16 protein-coding genes and 2 pseudogenes are annotated in these 15,243 nt (G+C 62.3%); 11 read left to right on the forward strand and 7 right to left on the reverse strand.

Translation table 11 applies throughout. The features are described 5' to 3' along the window. Positions 1 to 19 precede the first annotated feature (19 nt). Both SM765_RS20990 and SM765_RS20995 read left to right on the forward strand, forming a co-directional pair. Positions 20 to 951: pseudogene (locus SM765_RS20990) on the forward strand (IS5 family transposase). Between the two features lie 149 nt (positions 952 to 1,100). After that, positions 1,101 to 2,540, forward strand: coding sequence for a hypothetical protein (locus tag SM765_RS20995; protein WP_239368551.1), 1,440 nt, complete (start codon positions 1,101 to 1,103; stop codon positions 2,538 to 2,540). A gap of 346 nt (positions 2,541 to 2,886) precedes the next feature. Here SM765_RS20995 and SM765_RS21000 read toward each other — a convergent pair. From SM765_RS21000 to SM765_RS21015, 4 genes and pseudogenes are all read right to left on the reverse strand, one after another. Further along, positions 2,887 to 3,411 (reverse strand): annotated as a pseudogene (locus SM765_RS21000) (IS110 family RNA-guided transposase); the annotation flags it as partial. Positions 3,412 to 3,470: 59 nt separating this feature from the next. Beyond that, positions 3,471 to 4,322, reverse strand: a complete 852-nt coding sequence (locus tag SM765_RS21005) for a TniQ family protein (RefSeq protein WP_081731462.1) — start codon at positions 4,320 to 4,322, stop codon at positions 3,471 to 3,473. Then, on the reverse strand, positions 4,259 to 5,137 hold the full coding sequence (locus tag SM765_RS21010) for a TniB family NTP-binding protein (protein ID WP_007803215.1): 879 nt from the start codon (positions 5,135 to 5,137) through the stop codon (positions 4,259 to 4,261). The genes SM765_RS21005 and SM765_RS21010 overlap by 64 nt, the downstream gene beginning before the upstream one ends. Positions 5,138 to 5,227: 90 nt before the next feature. Next, positions 5,228 to 6,160, reverse strand: a complete 933-nt coding sequence (locus SM765_RS21015; RefSeq protein WP_368981841.1) for an IS5-like element ISRhba5 family transposase — start codon at positions 6,158 to 6,160, stop codon at positions 5,228 to 5,230. A 251-nt stretch (positions 6,161 to 6,411) separates the two neighbouring features. Between SM765_RS21015 and SM765_RS21020 the strand changes: the two genes are divergently transcribed. Beyond that, positions 6,412 to 7,254 carry a hypothetical protein gene (locus tag SM765_RS21020; protein WP_007803218.1) on the forward strand — a complete coding sequence of 281 codons (843 nt, stop codon included), beginning with the start codon at positions 6,412 to 6,414 and terminating at the stop codon, positions 7,252 to 7,254. A gap of 58 nt (positions 7,255 to 7,312) precedes the next feature. Here SM765_RS21020 and SM765_RS21025 read toward each other — a convergent pair whose 3' ends face one another. From SM765_RS21025 to SM765_RS21035, 3 genes are all read right to left on the reverse strand, one after another. Further along, positions 7,313 to 7,882, reverse strand: a complete 570-nt coding sequence (locus SM765_RS21025) for a PIN domain-containing protein (protein WP_007803220.1) — start codon at positions 7,880 to 7,882, stop codon at positions 7,313 to 7,315. Continuing rightward, positions 7,879 to 8,343, reverse strand: coding sequence for an excisionase family DNA-binding protein (locus tag SM765_RS21030; RefSeq protein WP_007803221.1), 465 nt, complete (start codon positions 8,341 to 8,343; stop codon positions 7,879 to 7,881). The genes SM765_RS21025 and SM765_RS21030 overlap by 4 nt, the downstream gene beginning before the upstream one ends. A 149-nt stretch (positions 8,344 to 8,492) precedes the next feature. Then, on the reverse strand, positions 8,493 to 9,560 hold the full coding sequence (locus SM765_RS21035; RefSeq protein WP_007803223.1) for a helix-turn-helix domain-containing protein: 1,068 nt from the start codon (positions 9,558 to 9,560) through the stop codon (positions 8,493 to 8,495). A gap of 298 nt (positions 9,561 to 9,858) precedes the next feature. Here SM765_RS21035 and SM765_RS21040 point away from each other — a divergent pair, with 298 nt between their 5' ends. The 8 genes from SM765_RS21040 to SM765_RS21075 all read left to right on the forward strand — a co-directional run bounded on the left by SM765_RS21040 (position 9,859) and on the right by SM765_RS21075 (position 15,243). After that, positions 9,859 to 12,036: a ParB/RepB/Spo0J family partition protein gene (locus SM765_RS21040; protein ID WP_093455102.1), complete on the forward strand. Its 2,178-nt coding sequence runs from the start codon at positions 9,859 to 9,861 to the stop codon at positions 12,034 to 12,036. A gap of 126 nt (positions 12,037 to 12,162) precedes the next feature. After that, entirely contained in the window at positions 12,163 to 12,543 is a 381-nt protein-coding gene (locus tag SM765_RS21045; RefSeq protein ID WP_093455101.1) for a DUF3768 domain-containing protein, read from the forward strand. Between the two features lie 116 nt (positions 12,544 to 12,659). Beyond that, the gene (locus SM765_RS21050) at positions 12,660 to 12,956 is read left to right on the forward strand and encodes a hypothetical protein (RefSeq protein ID WP_093455100.1); all 297 of its coding nucleotides are present in this window, start codon (positions 12,660 to 12,662) and stop codon (positions 12,954 to 12,956) included. 79 nt (positions 12,957 to 13,035) lie between these two features. Beyond that, positions 13,036 to 13,419, forward strand: coding sequence for a DUF6878 family protein (locus SM765_RS21055; protein WP_103911894.1), 384 nt, complete (start codon positions 13,036 to 13,038; stop codon positions 13,417 to 13,419). 1 nt (position 13,420) lies between these two features. After that, complete coding sequence (locus tag SM765_RS21060) at positions 13,421 to 13,897, forward strand: DUF6915 family protein (RefSeq protein WP_093455098.1); 477 nt, start codon at positions 13,421 to 13,423, stop codon at positions 13,895 to 13,897. 104 nt (positions 13,898 to 14,001) lie between these two features. After that, positions 14,002 to 14,649, forward strand: a complete 648-nt coding sequence (locus SM765_RS21065; protein ID WP_093455097.1) for a hypothetical protein — start codon at positions 14,002 to 14,004, stop codon at positions 14,647 to 14,649. 50 nt (positions 14,650 to 14,699) lie between these two features. After that, the gene (locus SM765_RS21070; protein ID WP_036784147.1) at positions 14,700 to 14,951 is read left to right on the forward strand and encodes a type II toxin-antitoxin system ParD family antitoxin; all 252 of its coding nucleotides are present in this window, start codon (positions 14,700 to 14,702) and stop codon (positions 14,949 to 14,951) included. Further along, positions 14,944 to 15,243, forward strand: coding sequence for a type II toxin-antitoxin system RelE/ParE family toxin (locus SM765_RS21075; protein ID WP_103911893.1), 300 nt, complete (start codon positions 14,944 to 14,946; stop codon positions 15,241 to 15,243). The genes SM765_RS21070 and SM765_RS21075 overlap by 8 nt, the downstream gene beginning before the upstream one ends.

The raw sequence follows: 15,243 nt of genomic DNA on the forward strand, positions 1-15,243 counted from the left end.
GGCAATGCCGTCAGGCTGCATGAGCAGACCCATACCCCCGACCTACAAGACCAGGAACTGGCCAGCCTACAATGAAGCAGTCAAGCGCCGGGGCTCGCTGACGATCTGGTTTGACCCCGAGATGAGCTGGGATGCCGCGCCGACAGGCAGGCGTGGCCGCCAGCAGACCTACAGCGATGCCGCTATCCAGACGTGCCTCTCGATGAAAGTGCTGTTCGGCATGGCGCTCCGGCAGACGACCGGGTTCGTCGAGAGCCTGCTACGGCTGGTCGGCCTGAACTGGACGGTGCCCGACTTCAGCACGCTATCTCGCCGCCAGAAGACCTTGGCCGTGAACATCCCCTACCGCGGCTCCAAGGGGCCGTTGCACCTGCTGATCGACAGCACCGGGATCAAGGTCGAAGGTGAAGGCGAGTGGCACGCACGCAAGCATGGCGGCCCGAAACGGCGCGTCTGGCGCAAGCTCCACCTTGGGATCGATGAAGAAACGTTGGAGATCCGGGCCGTCGAAGTCACCGGGAGCCACATCGGTGATGCGCCCATCCTACCCACCTTCTCGACCAAATCCCGCAGGACCAGGAAATCGGTAGCGTTACGGCTGATGGCGCCTACGACACGCGCAAATGCCACGATGCGATTGCAGATCGCGGTGCCCATGCCGTCATCCCGCCCCGCAAGAACGCGAAGCCCTGGAAGACGATCACCGCCGGAGCCGTGGCGCGAAATGAGGCCCTGCGCGCGGCGAAATACCTGGGCCGCGCGCTCTGGCGACGATGGAGTGGATACCACCGCCGAAGCCGCGTCGAGACAAAGATGCATTGTATCAAGTTGCTGGGCCAGCGGCTCATGGCACGGGACTTCGATCGACAGGTCGCCGAACTCCAGGTCCGCATCGCCGTCCTGAACGGCTACACCGCGCTCGGAATACCCGTCACGGAAGCTGTGGGATAAGTCCGTCCGGGGAAAGGGGAACCTCGGCCTTAAGCCGATTTGTGCATCAGAGCCCTTGACACTAATAATTAGCTATCTATGTTTTTCCCGGCGATGGTTCCCCGGAAGAGGAGCCGGATTTCATCGCTGCATCAAACTGGAGGAAATTCATGTCACGGACAGCCAATTTGGTCGGCCCGCGTTCGCGGACCGGAATGGTGGTGCTTTGCCTCGCTCTGACCGCGGGCTTCGCCCCGCTCGCGTCGGCGCAGGAGCAGCCCGCCTTCAACGAACATGCGGGAACCCTGCCGGACGGGACGGCATGGCTGATCCGCGTGCCCGAGAACTGGAATGGTCGACTACTCAGGGATCTGGATTTCGCCAGCAACGTTTCGGTCGCGTCAGCGGTCCAGCGGTATGACGACCTGCTCGGTCGTGGCTATGCCTTCGCCGGGCTCGCCCGGCACCCGCTGCGCCTGTGGCAATACGATCCGCAGCGTGAAATCCTGAATCTACAAGCTGTTCAGGACATTTTCACGGACCTGGAGCGCGCTCCTGACATGGTGCTGCAATACGGCTGTTCTGGCGGAGGGCTCGACAGCCTCGCTTCGGCCGAGGATTACCCGGACAGGATCGACGGTGCCGCCGTGCTTGCCGCCCATACGCCGGTCTGGATCATGAGCAGTTTCCTGGATGGCTGGTTCGCCATGCAGACCCTGCTGGGCGAAAGCTATGAGGCCGCTGGGCACGGTCCGGCCAGCGATCTCGCCATCGTCGGCCTGCCCAATGCCGGAGCGGGTGGCGAGCGCAGCCTTGACGCGATCCGTGCGTCCTGGATGGCCGCCATCGAAACGGCGGGCGAAAGCCCGGAGGGCCGCGCGCGGCTGGCGCTTGCCTTCGCCATCGGACAGTGGTCGCCGTGGATGGTCGAGGGGACCGAACTACCCGACACCGCGGATGCCGGCGCCATGGCCGACATGATCGTGGCCTCGGCGCTGCGCATCGGCGGTAATGTTGGCGGGTCCTCGCGGCTTCTGTTCGAAAACGCCGCATCGGGGCAGCAACTTTCCGGGAACGAGGGGGTCGACTATGCCGCCTTCTACCAGAATGCCGCACCCGCGATGGCGCGGACGGTTGAGGCGCTCTACGAACAGGCCGGTTTGGACCTTCAGGCCGACATTGCCAGGATCGACGCCGCCCCCCGCATCGCGGCCTCGGATTATGCGCGCGATTTCTGGGCCGCAGACGGGCGCACGACGACCGGCGATCTGCAGGTTCCGGCGATCCGCATCCACATGCTGGGCGACTGGGCCATTCCCTACACGCTGATGGAAGGCTACGGCGCGCTGGTGCAGGAGCAGGGTACCGGCGATCTGTATCGGCAGTCGCTGGTCCAGGGCACGGGCCATTGCGAGTTCACGGCTGCCGAAAGCACGGCCATCGTCGAGACCCTGGTCGAACGGATCGAAACGGGCGCCTGGCCCGAGACATCGCCCGAGGCGCTGAACGCCGCAGCCGAGGCGCTGGAAACCGGGAGCGCCCCCCGGTTCATCGAACACGGTGATTGGCGCGTGGCAGCCTATAACCGGCCCTGGGTTCCGGCAGAATGAGCCGATGGGGAACTGGCGCTGCGCCGGTTCCCCCACAGGTCCGGTGGCGCAAGTCATTGGTGGACCGTCGCCAACGCGCAGTGGGCATCTCTGGCGAGGGCAAGTGTTCCCATGTCTGGACGACCCCTGCTGCGCAAGCTGGGAATTGACGCGCCTATGCCGAAAGCAGTCATGTCTACGGCCTTTGTGGTGCGGTCTAGCCGCTGGCCCAGATGAAGTCCGCGGATCGGGTCCCAATCAAAATTGCGCGCTTTCTGCGCCTTGACCCCCTGGGGTGTCCCGATCCCCGGTTCGACCGGTTTGTCATCTCTTCTCAGCTTCACGCATTCCGTCAGCGGTTCCGCGCTCAGGAGACAGGGGCCGCGTAGATCTCGTTGCGGCGCAGGAGCGCCCAAGCGATCCGGGCAGTCTTGTTGGCGAGCGCGACCGCAACGACTTTCGGTCGCTTGCGTGCTTTAAGCCCAAGCATCCAAGCCTTGCCGGCATCGCCCTGCCTTGCAAAGCGAAGCACCGCAGTCGCGCCGGAAACGAGCAGTCGCCGGATATATCCATCACCCTGCTTGCTGATCCCGGTCTGTCGATCCTTGCCACTGCTTGAGTTCGCCCGTGGCGTCAGGCCTAGCCAGGCCGCGAACTGTCGTGCCGAGCGGAACAGGCTCGGATCCGGAACATTTGCAGCAATTGCGCTGGCGGTGATCGGTCCGATACCGGGAATGGTCGCCAGTCGCCGGCTCGTCTCGTGCGTCCGGTGCCACTCGAGGATCCGTTTCTCCAGGGCCTCAGCCTGATCGGCAATCGCCTCCGCTTGGCAGATCAACGCATGGATGGCAGCCGCAGCATGGTCAGGCAACCGTTCCTGGTTCTCTCGGAAGTGGGTGTCGCCTTGCCCTTAAATCCGAGACACGGCGCGTTTTCCGGCCTTTCTTGCCCTTAAATTTGAGATGAGGTGGCTGAACCGCCGACGCGTAGTCGCATCCGCTGAGCAATCTGGTCGACGGTTGCAAGCAGTCGGGGCTCCTTATCGTAGGCGCGAAGCAGGGCAACTCGTGCGTAGACGTCGATGTCCATGCTGCACAACGCAGCCTTTACCAGTGGACGTGATTGGGCGGAGGCAATGGCGGCAAGGCAGAAGAGCCTTATGTTCGGGCGGGGGCTTTGAAGCGCGAAGAAAGGGTCTCCACATAAAGCTTTGAGTCCCATCGCGAAGGTGACCGCCCGCATGGCTCGGCGTAGTTGACGCGCGCTGCCCGACACCGCGACACGCTCCAGGATCCGTGCCCCCCGGCGGGCACGATCAACCAGCTTTTCGGAGACCGCTGCGCCATTTTGCCTGTCGGCCTTTGGAAGAAGCCGGGCACCACAAATCTGGCAGTCGAACGCCCAGGCCCTACGCCAGTGCCTGAGCTCAAGGCCGCCATCAGCGCAGCTTGTGCAAGCCTGGAACGGCACCTGTGCGGTCAACCGCATCTCTGCTTCCGGCATCGCCGCGAAAGTCATCGACGACACGAACGCTGGATCGAAGCGCGCCGCAACGGAAATCCTATCCGCGGCCAGCATGTCGAGATCAAAATCAAGGGCTGCAGCATATTTTGCGTCGATCCCGATATGGGCGAGCAGGTCTGCTACCTCGCAATGATTGGAAGCGGCCAGTCGCGATAACCAACCAGAAAGCAACTCGTCCGGCACTGGCGTCACCGATATCGGCAGCGGGATACACGTCACGCCCCAGATTTCTCGAGCCGTCGCTGAGCGTTTGCATGGCGCGACCAGACCGGTGTCCATTTTGCGATGGCATCATCAGTGACGCACTCGTCACCGCTGATGATCGCGTCGATGGACAGATCCTTGACCAAGGCAAAGATGCGGGACGTCACCCCGCCAGTTAATGCGAGGATCTGCTTGAGCGACCGCACTTGCAGATTGGATTTCTTCTCCAGCGGCATGGCCGCGATCAATGTCTGGATCATATCCGAAAACTCGGCATCATCGCGCCAATTCGGCAGGTGGTGTTCATCAAGCCGACGGGCCAGTTGGACATCGCCGCGAATGGCATCGACGGCTTCGCTGACACCGTAGCAGACCAAAGATGCCTCCAGCTCGTTGCTGAGATACCTCAAGACATTGAGGAACCGGCGCTGTTCCCTATGCGTGCCCGCAAGAAGGTTGTGGACTTCGTCGATCATGATCATCCGCAGCCCGAGGTCGCGCAAAAGGCCCACGACCCGAACTTCCAGCGAGGCAACACTCTGCGCCTTCAGGCTCAGCGTCGACGACGGGGCTCCGACGGCTGCGAGGATGTGCATATAGAACCGCCGCTCATCAGGAGCGGGTGGCGCCTGCAACAGAAGTAACGGGGTGTGGGTGACGCCCGACTCCGGATCATACTCCGGCGCATAGCGTCGCGACAGGTTGCGGGCGATCATTGTTTTGCCGATGCCGGACGCCCCATGCACCAGAAGGCCAGGCATGCGGGTCTGCCGCGACATCTCAATCAGACCATGCAGCCGGTCCAGCACTTGCTCCGCTCGGGGAAAGCCGATCCAGATGTCCGATTGAATGAGGGCGATGCGGCCGTCGTCTTCAGTTTCTGCCCTCAATTCACCAGCGCTCCACCTTGAACATGGGGCGCGATGGGCGTTGTTGCAGAAAGTCGGCCTGAGTTGTGAGTGCCCCTTTCCCATTCAGTTTCATGCCACGCGGACGACGTGGGCGGTGCCGAGCGCGTTGAAGCGATTGACAAGGGCGACCCGGATGTGGATTTCGGCGGTTTGGCGATCTGGATCCCGCGCGGCGATGCGCTCACCGAAGGCCTTCAGGCATCGCATCTTGGCCTCCACTCGGCTACGGGCGTGGTATCCGGTCCACCGCTTCCAGAATGCCCGACCGTAGTGACGCGTGGCGCGCAGGGTTTCGTTGCGCGCCTTGGCAGCCGGGCAGTCCTCTTTCCAAGCTCGACCGTTCCTTCGGGTCGGTATGATTGCCGTGCCACCGCGTGCGATGACGGCGCCGTGGCAGCGGCGGGTATCGTAGGCACCATCCGCGGTCACGGTGCCGATGTCCTCGTCCTCGGGGATCTGGCCCAACAGGTCCGGCAGGACTGGGCTGTCGCCTTCCCGGCTAGGGGTGAACTCGACGGCCCGGATATCCGAGGTGGCGATATCCATCGCCAGATGCACCTTGCGCCATTGGCGGCGGCCCTGAACGCCATGCTTGCGGGCCTGCCATTCGCCGTCGCCAAGAAACTTGATGCCGGTGCTGTCCACCAGAAGATTCAGCGGCCCTTCGGCACGGCGATAGGGGATCTGCACCTTGAGGGTCTTCTGTCTGCGGCACAGCGTCGAGTAGTCCGGAACGGGCCAGTCTAGCCCTGCCAGGCGCAGGAGGCTCGCGACCATTCCGGCTGTCTGCCTGAGCGGTAGCTTGAACAGAACCTTGAGCGACAGGCAAAACTGGATCGCGGCATTCGAAAAGACCGGCGGGCGCCCTGGGCGTCCCTCATGCGGCGCGTGCCAGGTCATCTCCTTGTCCAGCCAGATCAGCAGCGATCTGCGCTTCCTGAGCGCATCGTTGTAGCTGGACCAGTTCGTCGTGCGGTAGCGGGCGGGCTTGGGCTTGCTCATGCAGATCGTCTAACCGCATGGATTCCCGATGTGAATCCTTCACCGACTGAGTTCTGCAACAACGCCCAGTGCATCACCCAAAAAAAGGGAAACGACGCCAGACCGAGAAGCCTGACGCCGCGCTAGAAAAAAACCCCTGAACACGGTTCTTCTAGCGCAGTGTCCGAACCCCTGCAACCAGCAAAGTGTTTTTGCTGGCAAGAATGTTGTTTGCTCTCGACATGGCATCGTCTCTCTCAGGAGATACGACCATGGAACCAACGACTGGCCTGATCCTAAGGCGGATCACGCAGACAGACCTCTCTGTTTCGGCGCACAAACTGGCCACGCTCATCCTCGACGGAATTGCGTGGAAGGACGGGTATAACGGCCTGCCCCGCGGCACGGCTGCCTTCACCCTGTCCTCTCTGGCAGCGAAGATGGGCGTCTCGCGCCAGTACCTGAGCGTTCTGCTGAGTGAGCTTGAAACTTCTGAACTGAAGCTTGAGCGCGAGAAGTCGAACGGCAAGTTCGCCCCCTGGCTCTTCCGCTTCGCGGCCTTTGACGACGGCGAACAGACCCACGATCTCGTGTCAGACGGAGACGACACATCACTATCTAGAGAAGAATCTAACAAAACTATATTCACAGGACAGATCAACATTGACGGTTGCTCGAACGTGTTCCGAACATGCTGGGCCGAGCTGATCAAGGCCGCGAAGAGCGCCCTACCCTGCTGGAACGTCGATACGCAAGTGATCTGGGAACGCTTCCTTGCCTTCAACCGGGCCCGTGGGAACAGCAAGGTTCCGGCCGGTTTCCTGCTCGGCTTCATGCGCCGGTGGCGCACCTCGCTTGGAGAAGCGACGCGCCCACCGGCTCTCCCCGCACCACAGCCGGTTCAAGAGCCACGAGAGCGCGAGCTGCACGAACAGATCAAGGCTGCGCCAAGCTCGAACCGCCAGTTTCACGCGTCAGACCTGTGTCGCGTCATAGGGCAAGCGGCGTACGATGCGCGCATTGTCGCCGTGATCCGGCAGTTCGGTTGCCCGAGGTTCACTGCTACGCTTGCAGTCCACGGGCGTGCAGTCCTGGCGGGCGAAATCTCGCGGTGATGATGGATCGGGTGCCACAACTCTGGCCAGAACGTATTCAGTCAGGGCAGTTCTGGGATCAAAGCAGGTCGGCGAATTGCTCCAGGTCGGCAACCGTGGCGACCAACCCCTGCTGTGTCAGGATCGCGAGATACTCGTCGACGCTTTTGAGCGGATTCTTGAGGCGCGCGCGAACTTTCCGCAGCGCGGAACAGACCAGACCGGGCGCGAGAGACAGTTGGTTCCGGAAAAAGTCGTCAGGGTGTTGGGTCTCGATGCCAAAGGGCGCAAGTGCCGCTGGTGGGAAGTCCTTCAGGTTCTGCGTGACGATCGCGTCACAGCGCCCAACGATTGCCGCCGCCAGAACGTGCCGATCGTCAGGGTCCGGCAGTGTTAGGGCCGGCACCAATGCCTCGTAGCCGGTGACCAGACAGTCGCGTGTGGCCCTGTCCATCAAGTCGCGAGTTCGTTCCAGCGCGGCGCGCTCCCGATGAGGTTCATTGCGCAGAAGCGCATCAATCCACTCCCGATGGATATCGGCCGTCCACTTGGCCTTGAAAAGGTCTGTGACCGCCAACTGCATCAGTGCATCGCGCATCGGCGCGGGATAAAGGACGTTCGCATCGAACAGGACCGTGTACTGGCTCATTTCGAGCGGTAGCCCATGTCCTGCTCTTGAGCGTCGGCGGCCAGTTGATCGAGCGCAGCTTCACGCTCGGTATCGATCGCGGCCTTGTAGGACATCACGTCTTCCATGCGGACGCGGCGATGCTTGCCGACCTTCCGATGCGGTATGGCACCATCCTCGAGCAGCTTGATCAGGAACGGACGCGAGACGTTCAGAACCTCAGCGGCCTGTACGGTCGAGAGTTCGGCGTTCTCGGGGATGATGGTGACCCCCCGCCCCGCTGCCATCGCCTCGAGGATCTCCATGAGCAGCGATACGGCGCCCGCAGGAAGCTCGATCGGCTCCATCTGCTCGGAGTCCGTCACACGAAGTTTCAACGGCGCGCGCGCCTGGGCGAAGCGTGACAATGCCTGGCCAGAGACGCGCGCAATCGCTGCGTCTTGCGGCGTGGGCGGAAGATGTCGGTGTGCCAGCATGTTCATGGTGGTCTCCTCTCCGGTTTCTGTTCTCTACCACCATATATGAAATAAGTGCAACAAATGCATTAAGTGTTGGTGAGTTTCTGCGCGCCCTGCCGCGTGCTCGCGGTTATCGCTGCTGTCGAGTGAGCGGGTGAGACCCACGCTAACCTTCAGTTTGTCGCCTTCCACATCCTGAACCGCCCCTGTCCTGTCACCTCGCGGATCAGACCCCGCTCTTGCATCCATGCAAGGTTGCGCTGAACAGCGGCGCGACTGGCACTCGTCAGGGCCTGGGCCATTGGCGCAGAGACGAGCGGCCATTCGGTCAGCACTGCGCGCAAGGCCGGCGGCGTCCTGCCCGAGAGCAATGTCATTTCGGCTTCCGCCCGCGCCGACCATGCCTCGATATCGTCAAGGTGCCGCACCGCGGTCAGGCACGCGGCTTCCATCCCGTATAGCCAGCGTTCCAGACGTTCGAACGGTGAACCACCGGCTCGTAGTCCCCCTGCCCCGCCCATGGCCAGAGGCGTGAAGACTGCGCCTCTTCCATCGCTGGCCGCGATCCGCGCAGCTGCGACAGCCGCTTCCATACGGTCGTCGTGCTGCCCGAGCCCCGCGAGGCGCCAGAGGTGAAAGCCCGCGCAAGCGCGAGTGATCGGGTGCAGGTCCGTGGCCTGCCCCATCAGATCCAGCCAACCGCTCGCGCGATCCACGAACGGCTCGGTCTCATCACTGATGTTCTCGGGGTCGCGACGGTCGAGGAAGGCGGAAAGGTCCTGCTCCGGTCCCGGTCCACCCGTCAGTCGCCGAATCGCCCATCCGACTCGCGCCAGCGCCGCCGTGTCGTCCTGGACACCGGACAGGCGCAGCGAGATCCAGAGCGCCAGCCGGTCTTGGCTGATGCGGTCACCGGTGTGCCAGCTCAAATCTGCGGCCTCCATCAGCGCAAGCCGATGCCGCCATCCTTCCGGTCCGCGCTTCAACCGGTCGTCCAGCGCGCCGACGCGACCGGCCACACGGGCAAGACGCGCGGCCTGCCCGCCCTCTGCCTTCCGCCATTCGTCGAGGACCTCGGTTTCACGCGGTTCGGCCCGTGGTCCCGGCGGCAAATAGTCCGGCTCGTCGTCCATCGGACCGGGCAGAAACCACAGGTCGTCCTCAGACGCCTGTTCGACCTCCTCAGCATAAATGCCGAGCGCGTCGGATTCATCATACAATGCGGGGGTTCCAGGCCTCATATGCGCAAAATACAGCTATTTTGAGCTTTACCCAAGGGTTTTATCAGAGTGCGTTTGTACACCTTACATAGCACGCGCGCGCGATGGTCCGCGAGACCTCCCTGATCGCGCTCTGCGTATGGAAACCAAGGGCTTTCTGATGAACAGCGCCACAGAGCGCGCCCTGCATTCATTTACAAACGGTCGATTGCTGACGTGTTTCGCAATTGCAAAGAGCCAGAGAAAGGGAAGCCCGTGTGCCGGGCTTGAAAGGAAAGAGAGAGCCTCTTCCGGGTCCGGCGCGACAAGGATCCTGACCATGGCCAAGACCAAAACCACGACGCGTTCGAAACCCGCCACCTCAAAGAAAACCGAAACCGCCGGATCGGCTGCGCCTGACGGCGCCGCCGACATCCGGATGATCCCGCTCGACCAGCTGGAGCCGAGCCAACTCAACGTCCGCAAAGTCGCCGCGAGCGCTAGCGACGACGCCGAACTCCTCGCCAGCATCCGCGAGACAGGCATCAAACAGAACCTAGTGGTTCATGCGCTGTCAGAGACACGTTTTGCTGTTGACGCCGGTGGCCGTCGCCTCAAATCGCTGAAACAGCTGGCCGAGGACGGTGTGATCCCCGCAGACCACCCGGTGCCCTGCCTCGTCGAGGACGAACGCAACGCCATCCTCACCTCCGCCACAGAAAACCTTCAGCGCGCAGCCATGCATCCGGCGGACCAGTTCGAAGCTTTCGACAAGATGATTGGCGAAGGGCGCAGCGAGGACGAAATTGCGCTGAAATTCGGTGTCTCCGTCGACCTGGTACGCCGTCGGCTGAAACTCGCCCGTGTCGCGCCCGAAATCATCGAGCGATTTCGCGCGGGGGATCTGACCCTCGAATGCGTGATGGCGTTTACGCTGACCGACGACCACGATCGGCAACTGGCGGTCTGGAACGCGGTGAAGGGCGGCTATCACATCCACCCGCAAAGCATCAAACGCCAACTGACCGAGACCGCGCATTCTGCGAACTCGGCCTTGGGGCGTTTCGTCGGCATCGAAGCCTATGAGGCGGCGGGAGGCGTTCTGCTGCGCGACCTCTTCGACGATCGCGCCAGCGCCCATATGGAAAACCCTGAGCTCCTCGAGCGTCTCGCCATCGAGAAGCTGCAGGCCGCGGCCAAACCCTTTGAAGGGACATGGAAATGGGTCGAGGTGCATCTCTCTGTGGATTACGGGGCGTTTCGCAGTTTCGGGCGTGTCTATCCGCAGGATATCGAACCCGATCCCGATCTGCTCGCCGAGGAAGAGCATCTCATCGCCCGCGAAGAGGAATTGGCGGCGCAGAATGACGGCGAGGATTGGACCGACGCCGAGACCGAAGAATACTACGCCATCGAGCCGCGTTTGCGCGAGATCGAAGCCCTGCAGCGCGAGCGGCAACCTTTCGCGGACGCAGATCGCGCCATTGCGGGCGTGGTTCTGACCATCGGTCATGACGGTGCGCTACGTGTCGAGAAAGGCCTGGTGCGGCCAGAAGATATCCCTGCTGCGGCCATGCCGGACGAAGATAGTGCTGATGCGGGTGATGCCTCCTCCCCCGCCCGCCCACATGTGACGCCGCCGACGTCCTCCACGCCAGTGCCGACCTCTGACCCCGCGGCCACGTTGCGCAAGGCGGACGGCATTTCGGCGAGCCTGGCGGATGATCTGCGTGCCACGCGCCAGCACATCCTCAGGGCGCATCTGGCGGCTGATTTCGAGGTGGCCTTCGATGCGATGCTCTACGCGCTCTGCGAACAGGCTTTGGGGCGGTCCTACGGCAACGAGGCACTCGACATCTCGATCCGGCCCTTCCAGGCGCAAGACCGCGAAGTGCTGCACGCGGACACCGTCGCCCAAAAAATGCTCGAGGCGCTGGAACAAGACCTCGCCACGGACTGGATGAAGCTTCAGAAACCCGAGGACTTCCGGACGATGTCGGCGTTGCCCATTGCGGACAAGCAGGCGCTTTTCGCCTGGGCGACGGGTCTCGCGGTCAAACCCCAGCTTTCCTCCGACAATCGTCCTTCCCCGATCATCGAGGAGATCGGCGCGCGGCTCGATGTTGATGTGGCTGCCTGCTGGCGCCCGACTGCCCAAAACTACTGGGGTCGGGTCAACAAGGGGCATGCGGTGGCCACGGCGCGCAAGCTGATCGGTGACGACTACGCCGAGGATCGCAATCGCGAACGCAAGGGCGATATCGCGGCCGCGATGGAGCGGGCGTTCGCAGAAGCGGCGAGCGAGACGGAAGGTTTCGACGCCGCGACGGTTGCAAAGACGACGCGGTGGCTGCCCGACGGGATGGTGTTTGCCGGTGCGACGGAGGCTGGTGCCGACACGGCAGGCGCTGCGCCGGAGACCGAGGAGGGAGATCTGTCCGCCGAAGATTCTCTGAGCGACGCTGAGAGCAATGAACCGTCGTCCTTGCCCGCCTTCCTGAGCGAGGATGCGGCCTGACGCGGCGAAAACCGATCCGATCATGACCTAAGCCTTGGGCCGTCCTCGCGCAGAGGGCGGCCCTTTCCCGCTGACGGGTTTCACGCAGCCGGTGTCTGATCGGCTGGCCCGTCCCGGAGAATTCTCATGACCACCACACTCGATATCGATCCCGTCAAGGAAACCGAATTGATCGCCGGGCAAAATGATGCCTTTCGTCGCTCCATTCTCAGGACCACCCCCGTCGCCGATGCGCCGCAGGGCCAGTTTGTCATGACCCGTGGTGTTGCAGCACTAGGGCCGGACGCCCAGCTCGCTCTCACCCGCCGCGTCGCTTCGTTTGACGCGTTCAACGCTGACAGTGACCCCCATGGTTGGCACGAGATGGGGGTCATCGACTTCGACGGGACCACGACCTGGTTCAAGCTCGATTTGTACGACGTCGACTATCAATATGGCTCTCCCGAGCCATCCGATCCCGCGCAAACCCGCCGCGTCCTGACCCTGCTTCTGCCGTCAGAATACTGACGCCCCTCTTCTTCAACATCACCTCGGATCGCCCTTGCACAAAGGGCGGTCCTTTCGCGCTGGCGGGTTTCCATGGGGCGCGATGGTCGCGTTCCGCCCGCCGCAGGAGACCAGAGATGGCCAAGACACTCGACTATCAGATCACCCTCTATCCCGCGCACCGCGACGGCGCCTTCGTCGTCACACAGTTCCAGATGATGGCGAATTACCCGGAAAAGCGCATCCAGGCCGCGGGCATGGACGACCTGATCGACCAAGTGACGCAGTTCGCGATGGAGCATGGCGAGAGCTGCAGTGCCTCAGTGCGCTGCCTCGCCCCGCGCAAACCGCCGGGGTTCAAGCGCGCGACTGAGAATCTGTATTTCAACCTGGTTGACCGGACGGGTGACGAACGCGGCGACGCCGCGGCTTGAAGCCCCCCGCAGGAAACCTCCTGGGCGATCTGATGCAAAGGTCGCCCTCCCCTTCCCTCAATTCCAAAGGATCGAAGACATGACACAAGTGAATGATTTTTACGCGCAGATGCTGGAAGCCCAGCAACGCGCCGCCGAACAGAGGGTTGTGACCCGCGTGGCCCTTCTCTCCGAACTGCGTGCCGTCGGCGTGACGAAGATCGAGGTGCAATACGAAGGCTACGGCGATTCCGGCAATATCGAAGATGTCGTCGTGACGCCAGACACGATCTCTCTCTCAGAAGAGTTGCGCCGCCGGGTCGAAGATTTCGGCTGGGACTTCGCCTATGCGCTCAGCCCCGGGTTCGAGAACAACGAAGGTGGCTATGGCGAACTGACCTGGGTGCTCGCGACTGACAACATCGATGTCAGTCATTCGAACCGCTACATCGCGACCAATACCACCGAACATGAGGGGCTTTGATATGGCACATCCCCTCCACCACGCCGAAAGCTCGGCCCGAAAGTTCGGAGGTGTTCCAGATGATTACCAATATGTGCACGATTGGTTCGACTCATCTAAGGAACACCTCGCACTTTTCACCCACCGAGCACATCGGCACCACACGCTCGGGATCTTCGAAGCTGAGCGTTTGTTTGGGCGAAGCCTGACCAACAGCGCGGGCCGGGTCGTGCCGATCCGCTGGATCGGCGAACAACATGTGCGCGAAGACTGCCAAGGGCGCATCCCGTCGCTGGCCGACTGGCTTGGACGCATCCAACCGGAACCGTGGATGGCCAACGGCCGGATCGACAACGACCCGACGCAGATCGGCAGCGATCCGCGCGCGGTCTGGAGCCACGCGGTGGCAAATCACCAGACCATTCTCGGCTTCGAGGAATGGCTGCTGAAGGTCTCGGTCGAACACGTTCAGCACCGCCAGAACCGCGCCGCCGCCTGATCCGACGGGCGGCAACCTCACCAACCAACTCATCACAACCAGATCGACTCGCCTGCGCCCAATCGGCCTGGCGAGTCGATTTCGTTCCAAGAAAGGACATCGACATGCACGACCCTGTCTATGAGGAGGCCTATCACGGCCACACCATCAAGATTTTCCATGACCCCGATCCCGAAAGCCCACGGGAGTGGTCGAACCTCGGCACGCTGATCTGCTGGCATCGGAGATACCGGCTGGGCGAAAGCCACCATTTCGCAAGCCCCGAGTCGTTTCTGCGCGATCTCGCGGGTGTCTCGGATCAGTGTGATCTCTCAATGGACCAGTTGCGCGAGCGCGCCGAGCGCAAGGCGATCCTTCTGCCGGTGTTTCTCTATGACCATTCCGGCCTCGCGATGAACACCATCGGGTTCCACTGCCCGTGGGATTCCGGCCAGGCCGGTTACGTCTATGTGTTGCTTGAGGCGGTTCGGAAGGAGTTCGATGTGAAGCGCGTCACCAAGGCACTGCGGGAAAAGGCAGCCGACATCCTGCGCGCTGAAATCGTCAGCTACGACGCCTATCTTGGCGGGCGGGTCTATGGCTATGTCATCGAGCGTGACGGCGAGGAGCTCGACGCCTGCTGGGGCTTCTTCGGCGACTATGAGCTGGACTGCCTGTCCGAGGCACGAGCGTTTGTAGACCATCTCGTTTTACAGGCGAGATCCAGAGCCGTCGCCGCCGAAGAACTGGGCGCAAGCCCACCTCCGAGTTGAAATGCGTGAAGTACTCATATATGTTATTCATGCGTATTTCGGAGGTGAACATGGCAAGCACAAGCGTCACACTGGGCCCCCATTGGGACGAATTCATTGCCCTGATGTTGAAGGAAGGGCGCTACGGGTCAACCAGCGAGTTGATCCGCGCCTCCTTGCGCCTGATGGAAGAACAGGAAGGTCAGCGGGCGCGGCTTCGCGTTGCGTTGATGGAGGGCAAGCAATCCGGCGACGCTGGTCCGCTCGATATGGATGCGATCAAGCGCGAGGCGCGGAGCCGCTCCGGCGCTTCTGATGCGTGACATCCATCTCTCTGAAGCGGCTAAATCCGATCTCGTCGATATCTGGGTCGAGACAGACCGACAGTGGGGCGCGGCGCAGGCGGACCGCTATCTCGACGACATCGAGCGTGCCCTGAAGGGGCTGATCGCCAATCCTCAAATGGGGTCGGACTGCTCCGATCTCCTGCAGGGTGCGCGTAAACTGATCACGGGCCGGCACCTCGTGTTCTATGAGGTGGACCCGGACAGGATATTTGTGATCCGGATCCTGCATCAATCGATGGACGTGCCTCGCCATCTGCGGCCGTCCTGA

Origin of the sequence: Pseudophaeobacter sp. 1A09344 (assembly GCF_041008745.1) — a bacterium.
GTDB lineage: Bacteria > Pseudomonadota > Alphaproteobacteria > Rhodobacterales > Rhodobacteraceae > Phycobacter > Phycobacter gallaeciensis_A.

What these genes read in the sequence shown, in the direction of transcription:
- SM765_RS21060 (WP_093455098.1), top strand. Translation starts at nt 13,421, where the DNA reads ATGGCACATCCCCTCCACCACGCCGAAAGCTCGGCCCGAAAGTTCGGA.
- SM765_RS21065 (WP_093455097.1), top strand. Translation starts at nt 14,002, where the DNA reads ATGCACGACCCTGTCTATGAGGAGGCCTATCACGGCCACACCATCAAG.
- SM765_RS21070 (WP_036784147.1), top strand. Translation starts at nt 14,700, where the DNA reads ATGGCAAGCACAAGCGTCACACTGGGCCCCCATTGGGACGAATTCATT.
- SM765_RS21050 (WP_093455100.1), top strand. Translation starts at nt 12,660, where the DNA reads ATGGCCAAGACACTCGACTATCAGATCACCCTCTATCCCGCGCACCGC.
- SM765_RS21055 (WP_103911894.1), top strand. Translation starts at nt 13,036, where the DNA reads ATGACACAAGTGAATGATTTTTACGCGCAGATGCTGGAAGCCCAGCAA.
- SM765_RS21030 (WP_007803221.1), bottom strand. Translation starts at nt 8,343, where the DNA reads ATGAACATGCTGGCACACCGACATCTTCCGCCCACGCCGCAAGACGCA.
- SM765_RS21045 (WP_093455101.1), top strand. Translation starts at nt 12,163, where the DNA reads ATGACCACCACACTCGATATCGATCCCGTCAAGGAAACCGAATTGATC.
- SM765_RS21020 (WP_007803218.1), top strand. Translation starts at nt 6,412, where the DNA reads ATGGAACCAACGACTGGCCTGATCCTAAGGCGGATCACGCAGACAGAC.
- SM765_RS21035 (WP_007803223.1), bottom strand. Translation starts at nt 9,560, where the DNA reads ATGAGGCCTGGAACCCCCGCATTGTATGATGAATCCGACGCGCTCGGC.
- SM765_RS21075 (WP_103911893.1), top strand. Translation starts at nt 14,944, where the DNA reads ATGCGTGACATCCATCTCTCTGAAGCGGCTAAATCCGATCTCGTCGAT.
- SM765_RS21015 (WP_368981841.1), bottom strand. Translation starts at nt 6,160, where the DNA reads ATGAGCAAGCCCAAGCCCGCCCGCTACCGCACGACGAACTGGTCCAGC.
- SM765_RS20995 (WP_239368551.1), top strand. Translation starts at nt 1,101, where the DNA reads ATGTCACGGACAGCCAATTTGGTCGGCCCGCGTTCGCGGACCGGAATG.
- SM765_RS21025 (WP_007803220.1), bottom strand. Translation starts at nt 7,882, where the DNA reads ATGAGCCAGTACACGGTCCTGTTCGATGCGAACGTCCTTTATCCCGCG.
- SM765_RS21005 (WP_081731462.1), bottom strand. Translation starts at nt 4,322, where the DNA reads ATGGACACCGGTCTGGTCGCGCCATGCAAACGCTCAGCGACGGCTCGA.
- SM765_RS21040 (WP_093455102.1), top strand. Translation starts at nt 9,859, where the DNA reads ATGGCCAAGACCAAAACCACGACGCGTTCGAAACCCGCCACCTCAAAG.